Origin of the sequence: Microcoleus sp. MON1_C5 (assembly GCF_036701875.1) — a bacterium.
Lineage (GTDB): Bacteria > Cyanobacteriota > Cyanobacteriia > Cyanobacteriales > Microcoleaceae > Microcoleus.
Genome location: NZ_JAUBRN010000045.1, coordinates 19265 through 45753, shown reverse-complemented (window position 1 = coordinate 45753; position 26489 = coordinate 19265). Strand labels below are relative to the sequence as shown.

Annotated in this window: 23 protein-coding genes; 8 read left to right on the top strand and 15 right to left on the bottom strand. The window is 44.4% G+C overall.

Translation table 11 applies throughout. From position 1 onward, the window contains the following. Nucleotides 1-6: 6 nt before the first annotated feature. From QUA71_RS20405 to psaK, 3 genes are all read right to left on the bottom strand, one after another. The gene (locus QUA71_RS20405; RefSeq protein ID WP_333287767.1) at nt 7-1956 is read right to left on the bottom strand and encodes an adenylate/guanylate cyclase domain-containing protein; all 1950 of its coding nucleotides are present in this window, start codon (nt 1954-1956) and stop codon (nt 7-9) included. Between the two features lie 81 nt (nt 1957-2037). Next, the gene (locus QUA71_RS20400; protein ID WP_333287765.1) at nt 2038-3234 is read right to left on the bottom strand and encodes a site-2 protease family protein; all 1197 of its coding nucleotides are present in this window, start codon (nt 3232-3234) and stop codon (nt 2038-2040) included. Between the two features lie 80 nt (nt 3235-3314). Continuing rightward, the gene (psaK, locus tag QUA71_RS20395; protein WP_190738978.1) at nt 3315-3599 is read right to left on the bottom strand and encodes a photosystem I reaction center subunit PsaK; all 285 of its coding nucleotides are present in this window, start codon (nt 3597-3599) and stop codon (nt 3315-3317) included. 133 nt (nt 3600-3732) lie between these two features. On the opposite strand from psaK, the gene QUA71_RS20390 reads away from it, so the two are divergent. Then, nucleotides 3733-4380 (top strand): phosphoribosylanthranilate isomerase, encoded by a 648-nt coding sequence (locus QUA71_RS20390; protein ID WP_333287763.1) that lies wholly within the window; start codon nt 3733-3735, stop codon nt 4378-4380. Between the two features lie 133 nt (nt 4381-4513). On the opposite strand, the gene QUA71_RS20385 is transcribed toward QUA71_RS20390, so the two are convergent. Then, nucleotides 4514-4849 (bottom strand): acylphosphatase, encoded by a 336-nt coding sequence (locus QUA71_RS20385; protein ID WP_333287761.1) that lies wholly within the window; start codon nt 4847-4849, stop codon nt 4514-4516. A gap of 59 nt (nt 4850-4908) precedes the next feature. Between QUA71_RS20385 and QUA71_RS20380 the strand changes: the two genes are divergently transcribed. The 3 genes from QUA71_RS20380 to QUA71_RS20370 all read left to right on the top strand — a co-directional run bounded on the left by QUA71_RS20380 (nt 4909) and on the right by QUA71_RS20370 (nt 7165). Continuing rightward, nucleotides 4909-5484 carry a CPBP family glutamic-type intramembrane protease gene (locus QUA71_RS20380; protein WP_333218263.1) on the top strand — a complete coding sequence of 192 codons (576 nt, stop codon included), beginning with the start codon at nt 4909-4911 and terminating at the stop codon, nt 5482-5484. A gap of 45 nt (nt 5485-5529) precedes the next feature. Further along, nucleotides 5530-6864: a HEAT repeat domain-containing protein gene (locus QUA71_RS20375; RefSeq protein ID WP_333287759.1), complete on the top strand. Its 1335-nt coding sequence runs from the start codon at nt 5530-5532 to the stop codon at nt 6862-6864. A gap of 64 nt (nt 6865-6928) precedes the next feature. Next, nucleotides 6929-7165 carry a hypothetical protein gene (locus tag QUA71_RS20370; protein ID WP_333287757.1) on the top strand — a complete coding sequence of 79 codons (237 nt, stop codon included), beginning with the start codon at nt 6929-6931 and terminating at the stop codon, nt 7163-7165. A 15-nt stretch (nt 7166-7180) separates the two neighbouring features. Here QUA71_RS20370 and QUA71_RS20365 read toward each other — a convergent pair whose 3' ends face one another. Continuing rightward, entirely contained in the window at nt 7181-9106 is a 1926-nt protein-coding gene (locus tag QUA71_RS20365; protein WP_333287756.1) for a BamA/TamA family outer membrane protein, read from the bottom strand. Nucleotides 9107-9253: 147 nt separating this feature from the next. Continuing rightward, complete coding sequence (locus QUA71_RS20360) at nt 9254-9454, bottom strand: hypothetical protein (RefSeq protein WP_006634481.1); 201 nt, start codon at nt 9452-9454, stop codon at nt 9254-9256. 158 nt (nt 9455-9612) lie between these two features. Between QUA71_RS20360 and QUA71_RS20355 the strand changes: the two genes are divergently transcribed. After that, the gene (locus tag QUA71_RS20355; RefSeq protein ID WP_333287754.1) at nt 9613-10443 is read left to right on the top strand and encodes an alpha/beta hydrolase; all 831 of its coding nucleotides are present in this window, start codon (nt 9613-9615) and stop codon (nt 10441-10443) included. Between the two features lie 130 nt (nt 10444-10573). Next, nucleotides 10574-12055, top strand: coding sequence for an ATP-binding protein (locus tag QUA71_RS20350; RefSeq protein WP_333287752.1), 1482 nt, complete (start codon nt 10574-10576; stop codon nt 12053-12055). A gap of 121 nt (nt 12056-12176) precedes the next feature. Here QUA71_RS20350 and QUA71_RS20345 read toward each other — a convergent pair whose 3' ends face one another. The 9 genes from QUA71_RS20345 to QUA71_RS20305 form a co-directional block, all read right to left on the bottom strand. Next, on the bottom strand, nt 12177-12530 hold the full coding sequence (locus tag QUA71_RS20345) for a slr1659 superfamily regulator (RefSeq protein WP_190663374.1): 354 nt from the start codon (nt 12528-12530) through the stop codon (nt 12177-12179). A gap of 66 nt (nt 12531-12596) precedes the next feature. Further along, nucleotides 12597-13208 (bottom strand): DUF6272 family protein, encoded by a 612-nt coding sequence (locus tag QUA71_RS20340; protein ID WP_190663373.1) that lies wholly within the window; start codon nt 13206-13208, stop codon nt 12597-12599. A 31-nt stretch (nt 13209-13239) separates the two neighbouring features. Next, the gene (locus QUA71_RS20335; protein WP_190663372.1) at nt 13240-14475 is read right to left on the bottom strand and encodes an adenylate/guanylate cyclase domain-containing protein; all 1236 of its coding nucleotides are present in this window, start codon (nt 14473-14475) and stop codon (nt 13240-13242) included. 156 nt (nt 14476-14631) lie between these two features. Further along, nucleotides 14632-20082, bottom strand: a complete 5451-nt coding sequence (locus QUA71_RS20330) for an AAA family ATPase (protein ID WP_333287749.1) — start codon at nt 20080-20082, stop codon at nt 14632-14634. Between the two features lie 457 nt (nt 20083-20539). Further along, complete coding sequence (locus tag QUA71_RS20325; RefSeq protein WP_333287747.1) at nt 20540-20737, bottom strand: hypothetical protein; 198 nt, start codon at nt 20735-20737, stop codon at nt 20540-20542. A 207-nt stretch (nt 20738-20944) separates the two neighbouring features. Continuing rightward, on the bottom strand, nt 20945-21133 hold the full coding sequence (locus QUA71_RS20320) for a hypothetical protein (protein ID WP_333287745.1): 189 nt from the start codon (nt 21131-21133) through the stop codon (nt 20945-20947). 75 nt (nt 21134-21208) lie between these two features. Continuing rightward, the gene (locus QUA71_RS20315) at nt 21209-21523 is read right to left on the bottom strand and encodes a hypothetical protein (RefSeq protein ID WP_333287743.1); all 315 of its coding nucleotides are present in this window, start codon (nt 21521-21523) and stop codon (nt 21209-21211) included. 518 nt (nt 21524-22041) lie between these two features. Further along, nucleotides 22042-24168 carry a SpoIIE family protein phosphatase gene (locus tag QUA71_RS20310; RefSeq protein ID WP_333287741.1) on the bottom strand — a complete coding sequence of 709 codons (2127 nt, stop codon included), beginning with the start codon at nt 24166-24168 and terminating at the stop codon, nt 22042-22044. 150 nt (nt 24169-24318) lie between these two features. After that, a complete protein-coding gene (locus tag QUA71_RS20305) occupies nt 24319-24519 on the bottom strand; it encodes an SDR family NAD(P)-dependent oxidoreductase (protein WP_333287740.1) in 201 nt (66 codons plus the stop codon). A gap of 313 nt (nt 24520-24832) precedes the next feature. Here QUA71_RS20305 and QUA71_RS20300 point away from each other — a divergent pair, with 313 nt between their 5' ends. Together QUA71_RS20300 and QUA71_RS20295 are read left to right on the top strand one after the other, a co-directional pair. Beyond that, nucleotides 24833-25192, top strand: coding sequence for a VOC family protein (locus QUA71_RS20300; RefSeq protein WP_333287738.1), 360 nt, complete (start codon nt 24833-24835; stop codon nt 25190-25192). Nucleotides 25193-25195: 3 nt separating this feature from the next. Beyond that, complete coding sequence (locus QUA71_RS20295; RefSeq protein ID WP_333287736.1) at nt 25196-26476, top strand: recombinase family protein; 1281 nt, start codon at nt 25196-25198, stop codon at nt 26474-26476. The last annotated feature ends 13 nt before the right edge of the window (nt 26477-26489 follow it).

Genomic DNA, 26489 nt, shown 5'->3' with positions numbered 1-26489 from the left:
GTCTTTTTATTTCTGTTTTATTCCCAAAATCCGGTAGACATTAACTTTTTCTTCCCTCCCTTTTAAAGGTAAAGCTCCCCAAGATTCTACCTCAAATTTGTCCGCCAGATGCAGAAAGGTTTCTTCTGCAATCAATATCCGGCAAGTGTCCTCTTGCCGATGCTTTTCGCAGCTTTCCAGGCGAGAGGCAATATTAACGCTATCGCCGATCACTCCATATTCTAAACGGGTTGTGCCTCCCAGACTACCCACCATAACAGGCCCTGTAAAGATGCCTACTCGCATTTTTGCGGACGGCAAACCGCGATCGAGCCAATTTTGATTCATTTGTGGCAAGCGCGAACTTATAGCTAGAGCGCAAGATACGGCGAGGCGAGCATCTTCTGCAATTTCTTCTGGAGTGGTGCGGGGAATGGGTACCCCAAATACTGCCAGCATTCCATCTCCGGTAAATTTATTTATCACGCCTTGATGTGCTTGGACTTCTTGTGCCATTGCTGATAAATACTCATTTAACCAACTCATTACTACTTCTGGTGGTAGTTTTTCGGAGATTGTACTAAAACCCTGCAAGTCTGTGAGGATGATGGTAGCAGTAACTTTTTGCCCAGGTAATAACCCTGATTCGAGCAGATGGACGCGCTCTTTCCACAGGGCATTTGCGATCGCCGGTGAAGTTTGTTGTCCTAATAATTTCATCACAATTCCTTGCTGTTGCCTCGACTGCTCGTACTTATAGGTTACTCCGACTCCTGCGGTGATTAAAAGTCCCAGGGCTGGAGCGATTAGAGGTATCCACCCCTGTTGCATGAAGAGGAAAAAGGTGAATCCGAATAATGAGCTGCAAGCTGCGATCGCGATCGCGATCAAATTCAGCGATTTTTCTAGCCGCCAAGCTAAACAGCCGCCCACTCCACTCCAAACAGCGATCCAGAGGATTTCTTGCCATTCATCCCAATACCAAAATAGCCCTTTGCCATCTAAAGCTGCGCTCAGAATTTGGCTAGTAGCCGTTGCGTGAATTAATACCCCAGGCATCGGCTGGTTTCCGCTTGCAGTAGCGCTGTAAGGAGTAAAAAAGAAATCTTTGACACTTAGGGCTGTAACGCCTACTAGCACTATTTTACCCTTCACCAATTTAGGCTCAACTTTTCCCTCCAAAACTTGAGTTAGTGTCACGGTATTTGCTATATTTTCAGCAGAGCGGTAATTGAGTACGACTTGATAGCCTTCGGCATCTATGTTCTGATAACCTCCTGAGTCATATCTCAACTTTGAAAATACTGTTTTATCTACCTGAACTTCGTTTTTTTCTGTTTTTTGACGAGCTATTTTTTTGCTGTTAAAATAGGCCAAAGCTAGCCGCATCGATAATGAATACACTGTCCGTTTGCCATCGCCCCTTAACATCAAATTTCGACGTATTATACGGTCGGGATCGACTAATAAATCGTTAAATCCTACTCGCTTGTCTGGTATATTGGGAGGTGGTGGCACTCGCTCGGACTCAGAGCTGCCGATGAAGGTAATGGGGATTACTTTGGGGTTTTTCCATTGAGTGACTAATTCTGCATTCCCCGGTTCGTAGGGAGTCCTGCGAATTATATCTATGCCAATAGCTATGGGATCAAGACGCGCTATTTCTGCGATCGCTTTTGCTAAAGTGCGATCGGAAATTGGCCATTTTTCAATAGTATTAATATCGTGTTCGGTGATGGTCACTATCAGCAACCTGGGGTCAGGACCCGCATCTGGTCGCAACTGCACCATGAGGTCGAAAGCATTTAATTCCAGTGGCTGCAACCCGCCTAACTGCCGCACTCCCAATAGAGTTCCCGTCACGAGAATCCAGATAATAGCAAGAGGTTGCAAGTCAGGGAAGGGGAAGAAATGAGTTAAGTTTTTCCAACCTTCTTCCCCCAATTTATGATGAAATTTCTTAAAAAAATTGGGCATAATAATTTTTGTTTGAACCCTCAGTGACAAGCTCTACTACATCTTAACTGATCACTGATGCCCCTTACCTATGCCCCCTTTTTAATTTTCCTGTGCGGTTTTGGCGATCGCACTTAACTGCAATCCCTGCGGATAGCTGTTTTCTTCTTTGCTGCGCTTGATGTCTGCCATTGAAATCTGGGGTTTGAGGTATTTTGCTAAAACTTTAACCACGTCGCCCCGATCGATCGTCCCCGCTACTGAACCAATCGGCGAGAGGACGATGATTCGGGGGAGTTGACGGGCTTCCATGCTGTTAATTACTTCTGCGATGGATGCTTTTTCGGAGACTGTGGGGGTTTTTCCGAGGGGTTTCAAAATGTTGTGCAAAGTCTGAATAGGCCACTGACTGCGTTCTGTGAAGCGGATATCGTCGATCGACACTAAGCCCAAATCCCGGCCGTTGGTCGCAGCAATGTAAAATGGAAACGGATTGACTTCTAACAAATAGCGATCGGCAAATTCTCGCAGAGTCAAATCTGCATCTACAACTCGAAACTCGCGGCTCATCGCATCGCTGGCTTTAATTTTAACCAAGGCTTCTTGCAGTGAAGTCAATCTGCTATAAGCAGTGGCATTGCGAATGCCAAACCAGCCGATCAGCGCAATCCACAAGCCGCCGTAGTCGCGCGCTAAAAAGCAGAAACTCAGACCCAAAGCAACAGCCAGCCAACCTAAAACTTGTCCTGTTTTTGCCGCCCAGCGAACGCCGGTAAATCGAGAGCCGGTGATTTTCCAAACTGCTGCTTTTAAAACTTGTCCTCCATCCAAAGGCAGACCGGGAATTAAGTTAAATAATCCCAAAACGAGGTTGATTAGTGCTACCCTTTCGGTGACAATTGCTAGCAAACTTTTCGGGGGAAGAACTTGAGAACCCAAACCGAGGATTAAAAACAGCGCAAAGCTGACTAGAGGACCGGCAATGGCTACTTGAAAAGCTTGACCCGGAGTTTTTGATTCCGAGTCGATTGATGCCATTCCACCAAATAAAAATAAGGTAATAGAATTAACTTTAATACCTTGCGATATCGCCGCCAAGCTGTGTCCCAGTTCGTGCAAGAGCACGGAAGCAAACAGCAGCAGAGCTATTGCCAATCCTGCACTCCAGGAGAGCGCAGGCCCCCACAGGCGGTAACTGCTGGCGTATTCGCGGGTTGCTAAGGCTAAAATTATAAACCACGAATAATCTATAAGTAGGGGGATGCCAAATAAAGAGCCGATTCGCCAACCTGTCTGCATGAAGTTTCCTGGGAAAGGAGAGCAAGAAAGAGTTTCTATTATATCTTTTCTACCCCTTGCCTTTGCCTTTCCCCTGATTTTTACAGAACTCCGGCGTTACCCAAGCCCAAGATTACTCCGGCTCCGAGCAAGTGGCCGAAGCTGGCTGTTGCCAGCAATTCTGGTACGCCGAAGCCTTTGAACATTCCAGGGAGTGCAACGGGTAAAGCAGGGCCCTTGCCTCGGTTTTGCTTGTTTATCCCGTAGTAGCCGATCGTGATCGCCAGCAAATTACATAAAATCATTGTCAGTCCTACCATTGGCGACCACTCGGGTGTTGAGGGAGCGGTAGATTGTACGGCTAACAGCAAAGATGAGTCGATCACGTTCTTATCTCCTGATTTCACAGATAAATTGATTTCCACGATTATAAAAAGCGGTTTGCATTAAACTAAGATTTGTTTTAATAGTTAACAATTCGTTGATATTTTGATACAACTGCGGAACCGAGGAGGAACAGTGCGGGTTAAAATTTGCGGAATCACTAAATTAGACCAAGGAATTGCGATCGCCCGCTTGGGAGCCCAAGCTTTGGGGTTTATCTGCGTGCCGGCTTCCCCGCGCTATGTCAGCCCAGAAACAATTCGCCTGATTGTCGAGCAGTTGCCGGAAAATGTCGATCGCATCGGCGTTTTTGCCAACACCACAATAGAAAATATCTGTCAAGTAGCGGCAGAGTCAAATTTAAGCGGGGTGCAGTTGCATGGAGATGAAACAGCGGAATATTGCGATCGACTGCGGGAGTTTTTGCCGGGAATTGAAATTATCAAAGCCCTGAGAGTTAGGACTCCTGAAACTTTAGACACCGCTGCTGTTTATGCTGTTCGTGTCGATACTTTACTGCTGGATGCTTACCATCCAGAGCAATTGGGCGGTACGGGAAAAACGATCGACTGGAGGATGTTATCAGAGTTTAGACCGCAGTGTCCTTGGCTGCTGGCGGGCGGTTTAACACCAGATAATATTTTAAATGCAATTGATAGCGCGATCGGCAATAACTTCAACGGTGTTGACCTTTCTAGCGGCGTAGAAATAGCGCCGGGAGATAAAGATTTGACCAAAGTTGCTCAGTTGTTTGCTAATTTAAGTCAACTTGCTCATCATTGATAAATTGGCAATACCAAATTCGCGCTTTTTATGCGATTCATTCTTTAGTCTACCTGAGCGAAGCCTGCCTTATACAAGGCAGACATCGTTTCTACAGTAGCAATTTCAACCGCAGATTATTCCCTTTATTGTTTTATCGGCGGATCTCAAAAGTGCGTGAAGCAGAGCTATCTTCCCGCAGGGGTTCGGTGAAGGGTAGGGACTCGCCCTCCGGGTCTTCGTATTCCAAAACCAACTCACTAACCGTAGCACCGGTGGGGCCGCGGCGGCACCAACTAATCATTTCTTCCACAGCTTTTTGGTCGCCTTCAAAGACAGCCTCGACGCGCCCATCGGGGAGATTTCTTACCCAGCCGCCCAGGCCGAAATACTTTGCTTGATTCCTCGTTGAATATCGGTATCCTACTCCTTGAACTAATCCGGAAACAAAAACGCGGACTCTGACGGGCGGCAATGATTGGTTTTGCATAATAAACGGCTCAACTTACTGCTAACATCTGTTTGAAAATTTTAAGGATCAGTTTGATTATGTTAAATTTTAGTGCGATTCCCTTCGGGATAGCTCCGCTTCACGCATTGCCGGGATTCCTGATACGCCGCGTCACCCAAGCTTTTTCAACTATTCCCGATTTCACGGATTGGCTGGTTGCAGCTATGCTGGCGCTGGTTTACACTTCGATCGCTCTTTCCGTGGGTTTTTGGTCGGGATTTCTAAAAGTAGACGTGCAAACCTCTCGGCGTACAATTGTGGGAGTGCTCATTGGCTGTTTGTTAAGTCCCGGCATCACCGAGGAATTATTGTTCCGGGTGTTAATGCTGCCACATCCGTTCGAGAATGCTTCTGGCTTAATGCTGTGGTTTTGGGGATGCGCGAGTTTGGCGGTTTTTGTAGTTTACCACCCGCTGAACGCGCTGACTTTTTACCCGGTTGGTCGATCGACCTTTATGAATCCAGTGTTTTTGCTACTGGCGGCAATTTTGGGAGTTGCGTGCTCCATCGCATACCTGCAAAGCGGTTCTATCTGGCCTGCGGTGGCGGTTCACTGGCTGGCAGTGACAGGCTGGCTGTTGCTACTGGGCGGTTACAGGAGGCTGTATGGTTAAATGTAAAAAGTCCAGCATCACTATTTTGTCGGGAGGATCTCAGTTGTGGGTATCATAGGAGCGATCGTAGGTTTTTTGGCAGGGGTAGCAGTTGCTTACTGGTTAGTGGAAAAGCGCTTAAACAAGCAAAAACAAGAATACTTGCAGCAAACTAGCAGAATTAGTGAAGAAATAGAATTAGCTCAGATGTCTCGGGTGCGACAAGCTGTCGAATCTCAGCAACAAGAACGCGAAAATCAGCTTAGAAAAGCTACTATCGAACACGAAAATTTACTCAGACAAGTTACTACCCAATACGAAAACCAGCTCAAACAAGTTGCAGCTCAATATGAAAATCAGCTCCAACAAGTTCGGGCAGAACGTGACAGTCAGCTCCAACAAGTTTTGGCCGAACGCGACACTCAGATCCAACCAGTTGCCAGCGTAGAGGAGTACGAGCTGCGGCGACAAATCAGCGAGGAATTAGAAGCCGCTAACAATGCTAGGATGCAGCAAAATATCCAATCTTTGCAAGCAGAACACGAACATCATTTACTCAGAGTTGCTGACGAATTGCATATAAATTATCAAGCTCAGATGGAGCAACATTTGCAAAACCTGCAAGATGAACACGAAATTCGATTGAGGCAAATTGCCGAGGAATATGAGAACCGAGAGGTTGAGATGCAGTTAAATATGGAGGCTTTGCAAGAGCAATACGAGAGTCAGTTGCAAGCGGCTCACGAGCAGTTGAGAGAACACGAAGCTCAGATGCAAGCTACTATCAGGTCTTTGCAAGAGCAGTACGAGAGTAATGTACAACAACAAGAAGTCCCCGAGGAGCAGTTCAGTCAGTTAAATCCCACAGAATTTGGAGAATATTTACCACAAGAAGAAGTTGGGCAGGAACAGTCAAGTGAGTTAAATCAAACAGAAGTTCAAGAAGAGTTAAATTACACAGATTTTTCGGAACCACAACCAATTGATTTACATCAACCAGCAGTCGAACAACAGCTTCCAATTACCAGACAAGCACCAAGCTATTCTCTACCGCAGTTGATGGGATGTGTTCAAAGTCAGGACAAAGAAACCCGCAAGTTTGCAGCGTCTGCTTTAGGTAAAATGGCTGCTGCTAATGCTGTGAGAGCCGAAGGTCAGCGAGCAATAGAAACCTTGGGAAAATTAGCTCAAGATATTCAGCCGGAGGTGCGCCAAGCTGCTGTGGAAGCACTAGCAATGATTAAGTCTGAAAAAGTGATTCCGCTGCTACAAAAAGCTTTGCGAGATATAGATAGCGGTGTGGCTAAATCGGCAAGTGCTGCGCTCAATAAGTTTAAGTTTTATCCGCGCACTCCGGCGGCTAAGCCGAAAACTGTTGATGTAAAGAAACCAAAGCGTTAAGCATTTACGAGCCTAAATAAATATAGCAATTGTCAATTGCCTACAACACAGTAGGGATACAACATTGTTGTGTCCTTACCGAGGTGCTGTATTTCACTCAATTTCGATTACTACCACAAACTTTGGAGGTTGGGTTGAGCAAAGAAATCCAACTCAATTATTCGATCGACAACTAGCCCAATCCTTAGCAGCAATCACCGACACCCCGCCAGCCGAGGCCGATAGGTTTGATGATGCCCTGGTAACGGCTTTGGCGGCAATTGAGTCGCGCAAAATCTGTTTAAGATTGTGGTTTAACTGATCTGTTGCACTATTGTTAAAATCGCTGCTTTGTACCGAGTATAAATTTGAGGTCGCCAGCGTCGCTAACACCCACATCTAAGCGAATTAATCCAAAGCGCGATCGCACCCTCACACCCACCCCAACACCCGCCCCAGTCCCCGGTTTGTCCCTGACTACCGCCGGTTTTCCGAGTACGCTATCTCCTGTGCCCAAATCCGACGCAAAATCAACAAAAATCACGCCGCCGACATCCCTGCCGACCGGAAACCGATATTCGCCGGAAGCTAAAAAATAACTCCGGCCGCTGCCAATATCCCCGCTATCGTAACCCCGCACGGAATTGCGGCCGCCGAGGCGAAAAGCTTCTGTTGGCGGCAAATCTCCGATTACCGTACCCGCTTGCAAGTTAAAAGCCAGCATTTCGGGCAAGGCTTCGGACTCGCTGATGCCCAACAAAGTTAGTGGTACATAATGTATATAATTCGCTAACAGCCTGTTACTCACAATGTTACCTCGCCCCAGAGGTATCGACTGCTCGGTGCTGAGGCTGAGAATCGAGCCTCGGGTTGGGTCGAAGGGATTGTCCCGCCGATCGAGCATCGCACCAAAGGAAACAGTGTATAACTCGTCAACGCCGCTGCCGCTGAATGTGAGAGGATTGCCGAGTTCGTCGCGGCGGGCGATATTTAAGTTGCGATCGCGCGTGCTGATATTTGTATAATTTAATCCCAAAGTCCCTCGCCAATCGCCCAAAGGTCTGGTAAACCTGAGATTTCCCCCCACCCGAATTTCCCGTACCCGGTTCCCGTTGGGCAAATCAATATCTTTGTTGAAAATTTCCGAGATTCTGCGATCGCCAAAAGCTCTCACACTGTATCCCAAACGGTCTTCGGCGGCAACGTAAGGGCTGACAAACTCGACATCGTACTGGATACCTCGGAGGCTGGGTTCAAGTTCCACCGCCAGCCGCTGCGGGTTTCGGCCGAAAGTTCGATCGGTATATGAAAGAGGAACAGCAACGCCAACATCATCACTAAGAGTGGCACTCACGCTAAAAGAGCGAGCCGATCGCTCTTGAACGTTGTAGATTACATTAACATCCGTGCCAACTTCTTCGATCGAAACCGTCACTTTGTCAAACAATCCCAATTGCTGCAACTGCTGCAAATCCGATCGTACAACTTCCCGGCTGTAGTTATCCCCCGCCTTGAGTTTGAGTTCGCCTCGGATAAAATCTTCCGAAATTCTGCCCTCAACCGGATTCCCTTTTTTATCAACAGCTTCGCCTCGGGAATTGACAAAGCGAATTTTCACCTCTGCAACGTAAACGCCTTCAGCATTGCCCGCTTGACTGATTTGTAGATCACCGCCTAGCTGTCGGGCGTTGCTGTTTGCTGCTTCGGGGATTTCGGCTTGTGCCGCGAGCGTCGCCGGAGTTTTTAACAGAGATGTAAAATCTTTATTGTGGCTGGACTTGAGAGAGAGAGATTCCCTAGGGGATAGCTGCGCCGCGCGTAGTTCTCCAGAAGCTGCGAGCTCATCGGATGCGGGCAAATCCTGCACAGTTGGGTTCACCTCATCCGATTGGTGACTATTTAAGACTGGAACCGATAACAAATGTCGCTTGTCATCGAGTCTAGATCCCCCTAAATCCCCCTTAATAAGGGGGACTTTGAGCATATTTCTTGTCCCCCCCTTATTAAGGGGGGTTAGGGGGGATCTAGACTTCGCTACAAACAACAGAGACGGTCGGTTTGACGTTAAGTTGTCACCAATGACCTCATCCTCCTGCCTCTGTGCCCTTGTGGGACAGGCGTCTCGCGTGTCAATTTCTGCGGTTCCCTCTCTAAACTCCGCCTCAGTCGGTGCGGCACTCGGATCGATCGCCCGCGCTGCCAATTCGCCGCCAGCCAGCGCAGCCAAAGTCAAAAATGCAATAATCGGAATTCGCATAGACATTAAATTTAAAGCACACCCAACGCATATTACCCAAAACCGGGCCCCCTGCATAATTAGCCGAAAAGAAACCCGGTATTTTTGAGGCTACCGGGTTTCTGGGATTCTGAAATGTGGGAAAGTTCGATCGCGGGCGATCGTTAAATTTGTTTAAATAGCTTGTCGAGAAACACGTTTCTCAAAATGAGCCTGAGTCTGCTGCAACAGTTGTTCGCGACTATCCTTAGCGGTGGTAATGGTAGGGAGCAAGTTGCGAGCTTGTAACGTCATGTGAAGCTGTAGGTGTGCTACGTACTCACTGACATCTTCCCGAAGAGAGCAAGCCGGGTACTGTTTTAAAGTAGAGTTCAAAGTGTTCTCCTGCTTTGAGTTTGTAGTATTTTCTAATAATCATAGAGAATATCACGGTCTATTTCTAAGTGCGTACTCCGTAATGAAGTTTAACGTTTGGACTGCTTTTTTGTTACAATTCTTTACAAAAATTTCTTACCAATCAGGAGTCGATCCCCATGCAGTCTCAAGCACTTGTAGGACAAATGCACACATTAAGTACATTTGTCAATAGCACTACCCAAACAGCCGCCTACCTGGACATCGGGTGCGGCCGACCCTTATTGATGCTGCATGGTTTTTTCGGAGAAAAGACTTGCTGGCTGCCATTAATTGAGTTATTGCAATCTCAGTTTCGGTGCATCAGTTTAGATATGTTAGGTTTTGGAGAATCCAGCAAACCAGAAATCCGCTATGACGTAGCTGTAGAAGTTGATTTTGTCCGGCAAGTTGTAGAACAACTAAATATTGAACCTTGCTGCATTATCGGACATTCTTTTGGCGGTTGGGTAGCATCTGCATATTCCCTCAAATATCCTAATTCTGTTAGCAGTTTAGTGTTAGCAGCACCGGCGGGTATTCGGGACGACACTTTTTGTGGTCAATATGATGCTTTGCGGCCGCTGTTGTGGGAAACCCCAGCCGTGGATTGGGCCTTGCAGTTGGCAAAACCTTTTGCTAGTTTAGCTGGAAAAAGTGAGAAATTGCAGCAAATTTCCGGGTGGCGCAGGGAGTTAATGTCTCAACCAGTAGCCAGGTCATTTTTAATGAGCCGGATGCGGCCAGAAGACGCAGTTGATACAGTAGAAAAAGAAATTCACCAATTGCAAATTCCTACCTTAGTCATCGCAGCAGATAGTGACGAAACAATTCCTTTATGGCACTGTCAAACCTACGCTAACGAGATACCGGGGGCCGAGTTAGCAATTATTCCCAATGCTGCTCACGGCTTGCCGCAAACTCAAGCTCAACTCATGGCGAAGTTGATTTGTAATTTTTTGAATAATTAAGAAAAACTGTGCAACAAGCCGAATTATAAAAATTGTGATAATCGACTCATACAAAATAATTGTGTTTTAGTATACTACTTTAGTAATAAATACAGAATATATTGCTTAGTGTATTGTACAATTTTTTATTATGGCTCTTAAATCTTGTGTCAGCAGGAGCTACAGACATTTAGTGGAGTCGGGGGTATTACCAATGGCGGCAATGAAGAACTATTTTAATCTGGAAGAAATTACGACAGCCAGAAAAATTAGTGCTGCGGTAATTAATATTAGCGGTCGTCAGCGAATGCTTTCCCAACGAACGGCTTTTTTTTGCATGAGGTTAGTGTGTTCTCAGAATGGGGTAGAAAAAGCCAAATTGCGGGGAAATTTGTTAGAGGCGATCGAGCTTATGGAAAAATCGCACCGCGACTTAATTAATATTGGCAGCAGCATCAACTTAGGCAGTCCCCCTTCAGCCACCCTCAAGGCAATGTATTTTGAGCCGCCGCTGTATTTAGACAAACAAGTGCGCGCATATATCGATCGAATAAAAGCATTGGTGCAAGTTCCTGATGCCGAACTCATGCTGGAAAATCCCCATCTGCTGTACATTATCGAAGCAGCGGGCGGCGACTTGCTAGAAGCTTTCGATGCCGTGGTGAGTCAATACCAGCAAGAAAGCGAAATAGAACAATTTGAAATCGACCTCAAACAGGTTGAACTTTATCAAGAAAGTTGTGCTGCTACCGCGAAAGCAGAAGCTCAAGCTGCCGAGATCGATCGCGCACTTTACGAACTCAAACAAACTCAAGCTCAACTCCTCCACAGCGAAAAAATGTCTTCGCTGGGGGCGCTAATGGCTAGTATAGTCCACGAAATTAATAACCCAGTTAGTTTTATTTACGGCAACTTGAGCCATGCTGCAATTTATACTCAAGATTTGTTGCACCTGCTGTGTCTCTATCAAGAATGCTATCCCAATCCCTGTCCCGAAATCACAGCTAAAATCGAAGAGATAGATCTTGATTTTCTAGTTGAAGACTTGCCTAAAGTTATCTCTTCCATGCAAATGGGTTCCAATCGCATTCGCGAAATTGTCAAATCTATGGGCAACTTTTCGCGAACCGATAACAGTAACATGACCATGTGCGATTTGCACGACAGCATTGACAGCACCGTGTTAATTTTGCGAAACCGTCTCAATTCTCAAATAGACCGTCGCGACATTCAAGTAGTTAAAAATTATGGAAAATTGCCTCCTGTAGAGTGTTATTCGGGACAGCTCAATCAAGTATTTATGAATCTAATTACCAACGCGATCGATGCTTTGGACGAGGCATCACAAAATCAGCCCTATGCTGCGCTAAAAATTTTGATCACCACAGAATTAGCTGGGCCAGATCGCGTGAGAGTGCGGATTGCTGACACGGGAACCGGAATGACACCACAGATAAAAGAGCGAATGTTCGAGCAGTTTTTCACCACCAAGGAAGTTGGTAAAGGTACCGGTTTAGGATTGTCTATTGTCTACAAAATCTTAGTAGAAAATCACCGAGGATCGCTTCGGTGCGAGTCGGAACCTTGCAAGGGAACCGAGTTTATCCTTGAACTGCCGATCCAGCAAACTTAAGCAATTTACTAATCATCCAAATTTATCTATGTTAAGTGTGGCACGGGCGTCCCGCCTGTGTTAACTGTGTGTGGCACGGGCGTCCCGCCTGTGTTAACTGTACTTAAAATTTACACATATCCTAGCCTAGTTCTAGCTTCAAACTTGGCAACAGCTTTTCTAAATTTCTGAGAGATTTCTGTTGCCAAGGAATATCATTTGAACCCAATACCAAAAGTTGAATCGTTTTCTTTTTCCGGACGCTAATGACAAATTTAGACAGCATACTGATACCAGAACTGTTAACAAATTCCAATTGTTTTAGGTTCAAGGTAATAGTAGGAGGTTCGCCCTTGGCGACCTCATCTAACAATTCGGCTATTGGTGCATACTCTGCTGGACCGCTCAGGCTGAGTTCGCCTTGGAAAGTGACTGTGACTGATTCTGCATCGTACTGAATGCTGTAATCTTCACCTTTAATTTCTTGAATGCCCATTGTGATTTTGTGTCCTGACTAAAATATTGCAATCGCACAAGAGAGTAAATATTGAAATGCTAGAAACTAGACCCTAATTTGAACCACAGTCGTAACAATGATGGTATCACTATCTGGTCTGCGATCGAATTTCCAACCTATCTTAGCTGAATAGTCATTAATCATCGTCAGCAATCCCAATCCCGATGTGTCGTCACTTTCCGATTCCGCATTCTTTTCAAGCTGCTGCAAATAAAGTTCATTTGGATCGGAATCCATAATTTCTTGAATAAACTCCTTCAACTTACTTGCCCCTTGTGGATTCACACTATTACTGGCAAAAATTACCGCCGTTACCTCTATTTCACCAATAAAATGTATACCAAATCTGACCTTGTAATTAGCATCATCGTTGTTAAATTTTATCGCATTTTCTAACAGTTCGTTGGCTACGTAGCTCACAGCTCCCTTGCTTTCTTTTATCCGTTTCTCGCTGCTAGCATCCTCCTCATCCACCGGTAGAAAGCTAGACAAATAATCGGCTACAAAATGAGCTGAAAGCCTGTTATTGCGCCAGCGCTGTTTGATGGGGCGAGAACTGGGGGTAAATGTAAGTTCTAGGCAGTCGTGTTCAGGAGGAAATTCTTCAATGAATTCTCCAAATATTTGTGTCATTGTTTTTAAGCTTCCAGATGTCATGATTTCTCTCCCTCCAATAGATGTATTAATGTCACTTCTGGGTGAATTTCCACACGCCATCCCAGTTAGCAGGAATACTATTTTCTAACAGCGATTGGATGCGTTTTAGGTAAAGTTGACTCGGCTTGTCATCTGGATTTAGGGCGACTATTTGTTCAAAACAAACTCTGGCCTTAGCAAAATTTCCCTGACAATATTCTTGGAGTCCCTCCTCAAATATAGGCAAAGTGTGAATTTTGAGCGATCGCACTGGTTCTACTTCAACATCTAACACCTCACAAACTGTAATGGCTTCTTGTCTACCTTTGACAATAGCCCGATCCAAAAAACGGATATGATACTTTTCGGGTTGACTCAAACGTTGTACCACATCTCCAGAAATTAATAAAGATACGCCATAATACTTAGTCAAACCTTCCAGACGAGCAGTGAGATTGACATGATCGGAGAGCGCATCTGCTTGCATCCGATTCGCGTCTCCAATAATCCCAACCATCGTATCACCCACATGGATACCAATGCCAATCTTCAGCGGTATATCCCCATTTATTTTACGGCTGTGATTGTATTTCTGCAACTGCTCCAATTTCACAATTCCTGCCTGAATAGCATCATCCACGCCATCAGGAAAAACTGCCATAACTCCATCTCCAATATACTTGACAATAAAACCGTTGTGCTTACGGATTTCGGGACTAATTTGCTGTAAATAGTTATTGATGAAGTCAAAGTTTTCTTGAGGAGTCATTTGCTCCGCCATCGTGGTGAACGAACGCATATCGGAAAACATAATTGCCATCTCTTTGCTCACGTGATCTCCAAGCTGGAAATCAACCATGCTCTGCTTGCCGAGAAATTGGAGAAATTCATCGGGAACGAAACGTCCGTAAGCCTGCAAAAGTTTCTCTAATTCTTGTTCCCGCGCTTTCACTGTTTGCACCATATGGGAAAATACCTGTGCCAGTTCTCCCAGTGCATCACTGCGCGCTGCCACATCTGACAATATCTGGGGTTGAAAGCTATTGTTTTTGACAGCAATAGCTGCATCTATAACCTTTTTTACCTGCTCGATGTAAGTCTGCATCTCTCGGTTTTTATGACGGATCTGGTTTTCCAGATCGGTGGAGTGTTGTGTAATAATTTCTACTAAGGTTTCATAGCTATTTTTTTCATCCTCGACTTCCTCAAGTTTTTGGCTCAACTCCTGTAGCTGGATATGGAGTTCTTCGGGAGATTTAGATGGTGCTAAATTTATTTGTGGTTTCATAATTTATACTTCCGAATCTGGAAGCGCAAAATTGTTTGACTTCCTCGCTATAAATTATTATAACTTACAGGCGCGGAGCTCGAAATCCTGTTTCTGCTTCGATGCTTGAGCACTAAATCCAAGACCTCTTGTAGACACCGGGTTGACTACCGTCAATCATAAATTATGCACAATATTTCCCTGTTGCTTCAATACTAGCAAAGTAATGTCATCAAAAACCTTTTGTTTTCCAATAAATTTTCGCAAATCATCGATGGTGGCTTCCTTGATTTGTTCTGCGCTCAAATGCCAGTTTTGAGAAACCACTTCACAGAGTCTTTCAATACCGTAGAATTTTTTGTGCATATTCCTAGCTTCGGGGATGCCGTCAGTATAAAGCACCACCCCGTCCCCCGGTTCTAAGTCTACTAAAACATGACTAATCCAACCGGAAATATCCTCATCTAAGCCGATCGGAAATCCCAAATTTATTGTGTCTATCCGCTGGATTTGACCGCCTTTCCTGACCACAAGAGTTTCCTCGTGTTGACCGCTGATACTAATTTTGCTATCGGCGTAGTTGAGCAAAGCTAGGGTCATATTTTTGTCCGAGTTCATCCGCTGGATATTTTTATAAATAGTGCGGTTGAGGGTATCTAAAAAGCGAACGGGCTCTATTTCTTGAACTTCTTTCAAAGCGCGAACAGCAGCTTGAGTCATTACCATCAAAATTCCGCTTTCTAGTCCGTGTCCGGTGACATCACCAATGCAGAGCGTAACCACCCCGTCAGTACAAAGTACGTCGTAGTAATCGCCACCAACTTCATCTGCTGGTTCCATAAAGCCAGCGATATCTAACTCTGCAATTGCAGCTAATTCCGCAGGTTTGGGCAGAATTAACTGCTGCATTTGTTTGAGGATATCGAGTTCGGCACTCATCCGCAGATTTTCGTTTTTGAGGCGTTGGTTGAGGGCAGAAATTGCCTGATTCGCTTGGGCTAGTTGGGCTGTACGTTCTTCAACTTTATCTTCTAGAGTTTGATATAGCAGAGCATTCTCCAGCGAAATTGCTGCTTGGGAAGAGAGAATTTTTAAGACTTCCAACCTGTCAGGAGTAAATGCACCTGGGGCGAGACTATTTTCTAAGTACAAAATGCCGATCGCTTTACCTTGGTTAACTATGGGAGTACACAATACAGATTTAGGTTGGTGCTGAATAATGTAGGGGTCAGCCGCAAAGATATTTTCAGTAGCAATATCATTAATTACCAAGGTTTCTCTGGTACGCCAGACGTAGTTAATGGCAGTGATGGGAAGATTTTGACTTTGAGAAAGGGGAATATTGGGTAAATAGCAGCGCTCGTCTAAGCATTTAGCAACAATCGATAATTGGCTAGCTCTTTCTAAGATGAGAGAGCCTTTTGAGGCTCCCGCATTTTGGGTCAAAATTCCGATCAAAGTTGATAGCAATTCCTCGACGTTTATTTCTCCAGATATGGCTTGAGAAGCTTTAATAACTGTTGCCAAATCCAGCATACTGCCAATATTATTGCCAGTAGAGGTGAGGGGTTCGACTAGAGTTTGATCGATTGTATCTGCCGCATACAAACTTGTTTTCTGTTCGAGAACCTGGTAGAGTAATTGGGGATATTTTTGTTCTAAATCATGAATTTTTGCTGGAGCTCCCCAGCGAGCATAAGCGTAGTAAGCGTCCGTTAGATAGACGCGGGCAATTTTATATTTGCCTAATTCCAGGTAGAATTTAGCTGCCAATTCACCTGCTAGTGCTTCTTCTTGGAGGTATTGGTTTTCTTTTGCCGTAGCAATGGCGCGATCGTACAAATCCATTGCTTCGAGCCTGTGTCCCAATACTCGTGCTATTTCGGCCGCTACTAAGTCATACTTGTGCTGATAATTCATGGGTGCATGGAATGCCCAAGTTTGCATTTTTTCCTGATTGGCTGCAACTTGGTTCAAGTATTGTTCTTGAGCGCTCGAATCAGCATGGGGATACAGTGCCACCAGGGCGAGGGAATGGTAAAAATTGTACTGGGGAACCATCATCAACGAGCCGACACCCGCGACATATTGCTCTGCTAGCTGGGCATTTTCCACAGCCCGATCGCGATTGCCAAACAAATAATTCACAACCAATTTAGCAAAATAAACCCCAAAGAGAGAAGAGACATTATTTGCTGCCAGCAAAACTGGTAACATTTCATCTTCATTAAAACTCTCGCCAACTAACCGACAATTGTCCTCAGCTAATCCTTGTAAGTTTAATGTAAGTTGTCGCCATATTTTAGTATAATAAGTCTGATATTCTTGTTGGTAATTCAGCATTAGCTCGAGATACTGCTCGTATTTTGTATCTACCGCTCTTAAGTTTTCACCGCTAAAAAAGCTGTAGATGCAAAGATACATAGCCGAATAGCAAGCATACTCGATATCGCCAGTTTCTAAACCGCTTTGGACTGCTGATACCAAAGACGCTATGCTCGATCGACTGGGTTCTTTCCAATGTCTCACGCAAGCATTGTACACCATCAGAACTTTCGAGTGAAATTCTTGGGATGGGAATTTATCTAATACCTGCAAAGATAGTTTGCCGTATTGATAGCCTAATTCAATTTCACCGATTACTTCACAGATTAAACTGCAACAAGCATAGGCATAACTAGCCGGTGCAGAGTTCCCATATTTGCTACAAATATGTGCCATTGTAAACACAACGGCTGGGTAAAGTTCTGGACTAGCTAGATAAGCGGCAGAAGCGATCGCACATAAAATCCTCAAAGCAGCAATTTTATAAGGATTATTAATTTGAGGCAAATTAGCTAAGGCAGATATCTCTACTTTAGCGGGAAGTTCTGTTTCCAAAGAAACACCCAGCATTCCCAAAACTTGCAATCCAGTATCTACTGCCGATTTCATCTGATTTTGAGCAATATAAGACTGAATTTGCGCTTCGTAAACTCTGAATTGATCGAGGAGATTGTGCGCTCGACATAGAACTATTTCCGCCAGTTGGTGCGACAAATCGAAATTGGTATTCAAATATTCGGCTTCAACCGCTTCTACATAAAGATCGATCGTCAAGTCGTATAAATTTGTCCAGCTATCATCTGCTAGCAGTTTTCTGCCGATACTTAAATAATCCACAGCAGCAGCATAAGCTGTAGAATTTTTAGCTTTACATCCCGCAATTAAGTTCAAGGAAGCTAGTTGATTTCTTTCGGTGCGATCGACAATTAATTCCACTCCAATATTCAAGTGGTTGACAATATCAAATATCCGCTCTTCTTTTTCATCATCTGGGGTATTACTCAACAACAATCTGCCAATTTTTAGGTGAGTTGACTGTTTTGCCTCATCGGGAATCAAAGAATAAGAAGCTTGTTGAACGCGATCGTGCAAAAATTTGTAACTGGGCAATTGACAATCGGCAACAGCTAATGGTGCACACTCCCCATCACCTGCAAAAAATTTGTAAACTTCACTTTGGGGTAAAATTAGACCTTCTTGCAATGCTTTCCATAAATCAGCCGCAGTGTCTATTTGAGATTTTTCACAAACAACAGCTAAGGTTTCTAAATCAAATTGACTGCCAATACAAGCAGCTATTTTTAAAATGTTTTGAGTATTTATCGGCAATTTTTGCAATTGATTAGCCATAAATTCGACGACATCATCGCTGACTGCCAATTCTCTAATTTTAGTAATATCGCACTGCCAACCCCCCCTTTCTCGCCCATCCAACTGGGTAAAATCGAAATAAATTAACTTATCTTCATGCAGCTTTCTGAGAAATTGATTGCTAAAAAAAGGATTGCCTTTAGTTTTTTGAAAAATTAATTCGGTTAAAGAAATCGAGCGATAGGGCGGACAACTTAAAGCATCAGCAACTAGACGATTTAAGTCAATTTTTGAAAGTGGCGCGAGAGTAATTTGATTAATTATAGGGGCTGGGCGATCGATACTGCGATTTGGTAGATTGCGAATCTCTGATAAAGTCAGCATTAATGGATGAACGCTCGAAACTTCATTATCTCGATAAGCGCCAATTAGCAGCAAATGTTGACCTTCTGATTCGCCGAGCAACAATTGCATTAGTTTCAGAGATGCTGAATCTGCCCATTGCAAATCATCTAAGAAGATGACTAAGGGGTGATTTTTGGTAGCAAAGACACGAATGAACTTTTGAAATAACAGATTGAAACAATTTTGTGCAGGATTGGGTTCTAATTCCTGGACAGCAGGTTGCTTGCCAATCAGCAGTTCTAATTCTGGGATAACATCAATAATTACCTGAGCCTTATCGCCTAAAGCGGACAATATTTGGGCTTGCCACTGCTGAACTTGAGTAACACTTTCTGTCAGTAATTGCTGCAGGAAACTTTGCAAAGCTTGTACCCATGCTGAGAATGGAATATCGCGCCTGAATTGATCGAATTTCCCTTTGATAAAGTAGCCCCGCTGCTGGACGATTGGCTTGTGAACTTCGTTCACCACAGCGGTTTTGCCAATCCCGGAAAAGCCTGCTACCAACATGATTTCGGTAGTAGCTCTAGGGGGGAGTTTCTGAGGCTCTCGGCTGCTACTAGGGGAAACCTCCAAATCGGCGGCTGCGGAATTTTCTTGGGGACAGGCGACGCGGTGGAAGGCTGCTAATAGAGCCAAAACTTCGGTTTCTCTGCCGTAAAGTTTTTCGGGAATGACAAAGCGTTCGGGAATGTCTCTGCTTCCTAGTTCAAACAGTTGAATAGTGCCACAATCTGAGTATTCTTTTAAGCATTTTTCTAAATCGTGTTTGATGCCACCAACTGTTTGATAGCGTGCTTCGGCTGTTTTCGCCATCAGTTTGAGCACTATGTCATTCAATACTTGGGGGATGGCAGGATTGAGGGCGATCGGGTGAATTGGCTGGCGAGCAATGTGAGAGTGAACCAATTCCATCGGCTCGTTAGATTGGAATGGCAATTGTCCTGTCAACAATTCGTAAAAAGTTACTCCAAGCGAGTAAAAATCGGTGCGGTAGTCAATCCCACGATTCATTCTTCCAGTTTGTTCGGGAGACATATAAGCTAATGTCCCTTCTAAGATGTTGGGATTTTTAATTTCTGGATTTTCTCGAGGCAAAAGCGAGGAAATACTAAAGTCTATTATTTTAACTTCTTGAGTAGTAGGGTTAATTATAATGTTCTGGGGTTTGATATCTTTGTGAATAACTTTGTTGTTATATATTGATTCTAAACAAGAGCAAATTTTCAGGGCAATTTCTAAAAAATTTTCTAGGGTATTGGTAATTTTGTCCTTGAGGTTCCAAGTGTCATTGGTGATGTATTCTGCTAGAGAAATTCCGCCAAAATCCTCCATCACTAAGGCAAAACCGTTACGGTATACTTCCAGACTTAAGTGTTTGACAATACCGGAATTTTCAATATTTTTGGCAATGGTGTACTGATTGCGAAACTGCACCAGTTCGCTGAAAGTGGGATAATCTGATTTGAGCAGTTTGATGACGACTGGCTGATTGTCTGATTCAGAAAAACCTCGGTAAACCAAAGTTCTAGAGCCTGAGTAGAGTTGTTCGATCGCCCGGTAGCCCGGAATTGATATCAGGGTCATAGTTACTATAGTAAATCTTAAAGGAAGAATGCAAAAATCGATGGAGCGATGCAATTGGGGGCAATGGTTTCAGCGATTCAGAACGTACTTACCACCGCTCAGGTTGCTAAATCGTAGTAAGCTTTTAGTTTAAGGAATATAAAAAAGTTTGCGGTCCTTAGTGATTAGTTTACTACAGCCGGCAAGGTTTAGGGAAGATTTGACCAAAAAACAATGATCGAGCCCTAACCGATCGCGAATCACATCAATTGTGTTAAAAACCTTTGAAGCGCTTGCTTCGTAAGATCGATCGCCTGGTAAAGTCACATTTGGGATATTCAGGTTCCTGTTGGTTGAATTCCGGACAAATTTCTTGGTACATCGCTATTTTTTTATTGTCTGAAATAGAGTTAGGGAAATTTGCGTTTGGGTTCTGGATTACTGCTGGGAATGGCGGGTATAGTTCGTCTTGCTGGACTCATGGCTGGTCGTAGAAAGCTTTGATGGCTGGTAGCGCTCGCCGGGGTGGCGTACCGCTATCTAAATCTTGGCTAAAAGCAATCCAGAGTTTGGTATCAACGCTGCTCATGTAGTCGATAAACTTGACAGCATTAGCCTGAGAATCTTGATTGTTACATCGAGAAGAATTCCCAGCTAAAGTATCAGCAAAAACCAATGGTTTAAGTTCCTGACCATAGGGAGCTGGTGTTGCAAAAAGAGGTAGCTTTTGGGGAGCGGACAAGCGGATATAAAAAGAATTTTCCGAAAAGCCAATAAAGCTGCTGGCTCCTGCTAAAAAGTCCTGGTATCCCGCGTTGGGATGTTGATTTTAGTAGTTGTTGACACAGCCATTTGTACCATTGACTGCACCTTCGGAAGACATTTATACTAAATTGTTCATTACCTGCGGATCGAGCGATTTTTCCAAAGCTTCTGTCACTTGCTCAAACCCAAACAAGTCTGTATAGCCATCCAAATAAAAGCCGATCGCATTCCAGTCACTGTTAAAATTGGCAATTAATCGCGGTTTGACGGGTGGTTTGTGAGATAAATAATTAATTAATCCCGGCACGGATTTAACTTGCCAAATATCCAGCTCTCGCCCGAATAAAAAATACGAACACAGCCAAGTCGGAAAACCGTAGAGTTAATTTTTGTAAGTTGATGCTTCTAGACCTACTTGCCAAAACTTTGAATTTGATATTGCTGGAGAAGCTGGAAGACTCAAATGATTATCGACTGCATCACCTAACATTAAGGTATCAAGTTCAACTAAATCAAATCCATTTTTACCCAGAAGATTCGGTAAATTGCTGTAGGTATAGGTGTCATATTCTAAATCTTGAGTCATTACTGCATTGAGCCACATCTGGGGATTTTTCTGTTGCAACTCATTAACAATCCGCTGTACCATCGGCTGAAAATTTGCTTCTGGCGTTGTCGGTAAATAGGGGTACAACAATACCGATAAAGTCTGCTGGGCTTGATCGGTGAAAGATAAATAGCGATCGCGACTATTTGCGGTGACGTTCAGATTGTCCGCATTTTATCCCGCACACTCCACGCGATCGATCTTTTGCGTCGAGAAATCCTGTGGGTTGAGTGCAAGAGTTTCGCCTTGTGAGAGGGCGATCGTCTGTGTATTTTGCTTAACCGTGTGGCGAATCTCGCCAGCAGCATAACAGGTAATTGGCTGGTTAGTAGAATTGTGAAGGGAAATCTGACCTGCTGCATTAGCAACTCCGGGAAACAGAGTTATTACTGCGATAGTTAAGAAGATTGACAGTAGTCGAAAGATGCTGTTTCTAATTTATTTATAGAGCAGAATAGAGCTTTAATTACTAAGGCGGTATCTCCAGCCTTTTATTGAATTTTATTCATATATTTTTTGAGAAAAAACACAGCCGTTTATACTGATAAATATCGGTTTTTAGACAAGCATATATCTGTGAATAAAGCAAGAATTCCAACAGACAAAACTTAATCTTTTTTCTTGATAACAAGCAAGGTAATGTCATCAAAAACCTTTTGTTTTCCAATAAATTGTCGCCAATCATCGATGGTGGCTTCCTTAATTTCTTCGGCGCTCAAATGCCAGTTTTGAGAAACTACTTCACAGAGTCTTTCCATACCGTAGAAGTTTTTATGTATGTTTCTAGCTTCGGGGATGCCGTCAGTATAAAGCACCACGCCGTCCCCAGGTTCTAAGTCTACTAAAACATGGCTGATCCAATCGGAAATATCCTCATCTAACCCGAGCGGAAATCCTAAATTTATGGTGTCTATCCGCTGGATTTGACCACCTTTCCTGACCACAATAGTTTCCTCATGTTGACCGCTGATACTAATTGTGCGATCCGCATAGTTGAGCAAAGCTAGTGTCATATTTTTGTCGGAGTTCATGCGCTGGACATTTTTATAAATAGTGCGGTTGAGGGTATCTAAAAAACGCACCGGGTTGGATTCTTGCATTTCCTGAAGAGTGCGGACAGCAGCTTGAGTCATCACCATCAAAATGCCGCTTTCTAATCCGTGTCCGGTGACATCACCAATGCAAATCGTGACAACCCCGTTCGTACAAAGTACGTCGTAGTAATCACCGCCTACTTCCGAGGCTGGCTCCATAAATCCCGCAATATCTAAATCTTCAATGGCTGCAAGTTCAGCAGGTTTTGGCAGAATCAACTGCTGCATTTGTTTGAGCATATCGAGCTCGGAGCTCATGCGGAGGTTTTCCGCTTTCAGGCGCTGGTTGAGAGCAGCAATTTGTTTAGTGGCTGTAGCGAGTTCAGAGGTACGTTCTTTGACTTTATATTCTAGCGTTTCAAAGGATTCTTGCTGTTGTCTCGCCATGCTGTTAAAGGAATTTGTTAAGGTTTCAATTTCCCAAATCCGACTGGAATCAACGTTCTGGTTGAGAGCACCACCTGCTAGATATTGTGAAGCTTGAGCAATTTTATTCAGGGGGCGAGTAATCCAGCTAGCGGTGAAAATACCCACTCCAACAGAGACAACTAGAGCCACAATACACAGCAAAATGGTGTGGCGACTGTTAGCATAAATTTGCGCCATAAAGTCGGCTTCAGGAACTACTACTACAATCAGCCAATTGAGACCGTACTTGTCAGTTAGCGGAGAAACTTGGATGAATTGCCGCTCACCGTTCAGCTTAAAGTCAAGTTGAACAGTTTGATGGATGTCTTCCAAACGCTTGAAGCGATGTAGCAGCTCAAACACACTTTGACGCATCAGCGGGTTGCTGCTTTCCTGTGCTTTGATCCGCTTTGTATCTTTGCCTGTTCCCACCGAAAGAGGCTGTTCTTTAACCGAGGTGGCTATTAATTCACCCTGGGGTTCAATGATAAATACTTGACCGGAATTACCCACCCTTAAGGTTTGCAGGAAGTGGCGAATTTGATCGAGTCCCATCTGGCAAGTCAGCAGGCCAATTAGTTGGCCTTTGGCATCGTAATAGGGTAGACTCGCATTAATTTGCAGCGTACCGTAACCAAAATTAATATAAACTTCACTCCAAGCTGCCTGTTTCTTCTCAACAACAACTCTGTAAAAAGGGCGCGTGCGAACGTCGTAATTGGGCGTGGTTTTGTCAATTTTTGTCGGGTTTCCATCAGCGTCAAGGTTGTAAAATATCAAGTCGCCACTCCCGGGAATTAGTTGCTGGGCAAGCTGAGGTTGTTCAAGTCCAACCAGCCGATTTACCCAACCCACACGCAGGTACTGACCTTTTTCGTTGGCAATTCCCGCGTAACCGATCGAATTAAATTGCAGAACTTGTTTCCAAAAATAGGGTCGAGCTTGCTCTAAATCGTCAAAGTTCAACACCCCCAGACGTAAAGCATCGTAATTGATCTGATTCACGAGTGGCGGATCTTCCAGATAGGTTTGGACACGTTCGTAAACTCTCGCACTCACTTCCTGCCGCAACTGATTAACAATATCGTTGACTATCTGCTCTCCGTTTCTGTAAGAGAGATAGCCAACGCAGCCAACAGCAGCCAAAATTTGGAGTACAAAGGGAACTACCAAGACATTGCGGAGACGGAATTTGCCCGATCTGGAGCCGATCGCACTTTTTTCTGAAACCATTGTTAAAAACACTCCCAGCGGGCAGTTTACAGTAGGTTGATTAAATTTTCAAATGCTGCCCTAAATCGGAATAACGACGCCGCGAACATCTTTGGCAGCTTCCGAACCAAAAAAGTAAATTACTTGAGCTAGAGATTCAGGTTTCACCCATTAGTGAGCCTTTTCCGAACCCATTAACGATGGATTTGTCGGAGTATCAATCACAGGGGGGAGGACAGTATTAGCAGTGATATTAGTACCTTTTGTTTTATCTGCGATCGCCTTTGTGAGCGCCACCATTCCAGCTTTAGCAGCACAGTAAGCCACCCATTGTCCAATCGGCTGTTCGCCCCCACGCGAAGCGACAGTCACAATCCCCCCATTCCGTCAGTCAAAAATACTTGTTTGCTATTCATGATTTATAAGTAAGTAGGTACAAATAAATATAACATGGGGAGACTGCGGCTTTTGCAGTAGTAAACTCGCTGCTGCCATAGATTCTAAGTAAACGCACCCTTACAATTTCCGATTTTCTATTCAGGTTTTTTCCGATGACCTATTTACCTTTTTGGATAGGTTAAGAGCAAGTGACAATGTTATCATATGCAAAACTGAACAAACATCAACCAATCTGCGTTCATCAGCCTGCATCAGCGGTTAAAATAAAAAAAAATACCAAACAAAAATGCAAATTACTCAATCCCTGCACAGCGCCATACTCATCTCCAACCTGGAAAAATCCCAACACTTTTACAGCACCATACTAAGACTGCCAAAAATCGAGCGAGACTTAAAATTTCCCGGAATCTGGTATCAAATCGGCGACTTCCAGCTCCACTTAATTTTAGGTGCAACAATTATCCCAGATGCCGTAGACCATGCCAAATGGGGACGCAACCGACATCTAGCATTTTCTGTTGCTAACTTAGAGGCAGCCAAACAGCAGTTAATCGCTCACAATTGCCCGTTCCAAATGAGCGCGTCAGGTCGATCGGCATTATTTACCCAAGATCCCGACGGCAACATCATCGAACTCAGCGAGTAACAGATGAAAATCATCGCTTATTCTTACACCGAACCGCTACTGGAAGCAGCACCCGCACCGGAAATTTGGGGTCAAGAAGTCGATCGCACCTATCAAGACTTAGGAGGGCGGCAACAACTTCAGCAACTCCTCAAAGACTGCCAAACAGAACCAGTCAAATACTTATTAATTCAGCGCTTTGAAGAACTCGGCGACACCGTACAGCAAGTGTGTTCGCACCTCTGGCAACTCGAAAACCTCGGCGTCGAAATCATCGTACAAGCAGAAACAGAACCGCGAAACCGCAAAAACTTGCTGCAAATACTCGCAGAAATCCAGCGCAGCCAACACAGCCGGAGTATTCGCAAAGGACACGCGCGCAACCGCATCAAATCCCGCATTCCACCGGGTAAGGCTCCCTACGGCTACCGGCGCGGCAAAGATTGTTATACGATCGATAAAACCACCGCCCCCACCGTCAAAGACTTTTTTGAACACTTTTTAATTTACGGTTCCTTGCGAGGTTCCGTGCGGTATTTAGCCAAGAAATACAACAAAAAAATTTCTGTAAGTACCGGCCGCCGCTGGCTGACAAATCCCGCCTACCGAGGTGATTTGGAATATCAAAACGGCCAAGTAATTTCTAACACCCACGTCCCGATTATTTCCAGAGAAGAAGCCGCCCAAATAGACAGGTTACTGCGCCGCAACCGCTGCCTTTCTCCTCGCAGCGCTAGCGCCCCACGTTCCCTCGCAGGTTTAGCAATTTGTGCAGAATGCAAATCGCCCATGACAGTTGCCAAAGTCACCTCCTACCGCAAAGAAAAAGAATACCTTTATTTGCGACCGATTAACTGTCCAAAACAGCCTAAATGTAGCGGCATTTCCTACGATGAAGTATTGCAATTAACCATCGCCGGTATTTGTCGCGATTTACCCCATGCTGTTGCTGGGTTGCAAATGCCGAATATGAATGGAATTAAAGCAGGAATTGTCAGGGCGATCGCATCAAAACAAGAAATCATAGAGCAACTTCCCGCCCTGATTGACAGCGGCATTTTAGACACGGAAACGGCAGAGTTTAGATCCTACAAAATCCGCACCGAAATTGCCGAACTGCAAAGCAAATTAGCGCAACTACCCCCTGTAAATTTGCGAGAAACGGCCCAAACAGTTTCCTTTCCCCAATTTTGGCTCGATTTATCAGAATCAGAACGCAGGTTTTACTTTCGAGAATTTATCGATCGCCTTGAAATCGTCCGGGAAGATACAAATTGGAAACTGCAAATTATTTTCATTTTTTAAGGATTAGCTCGAC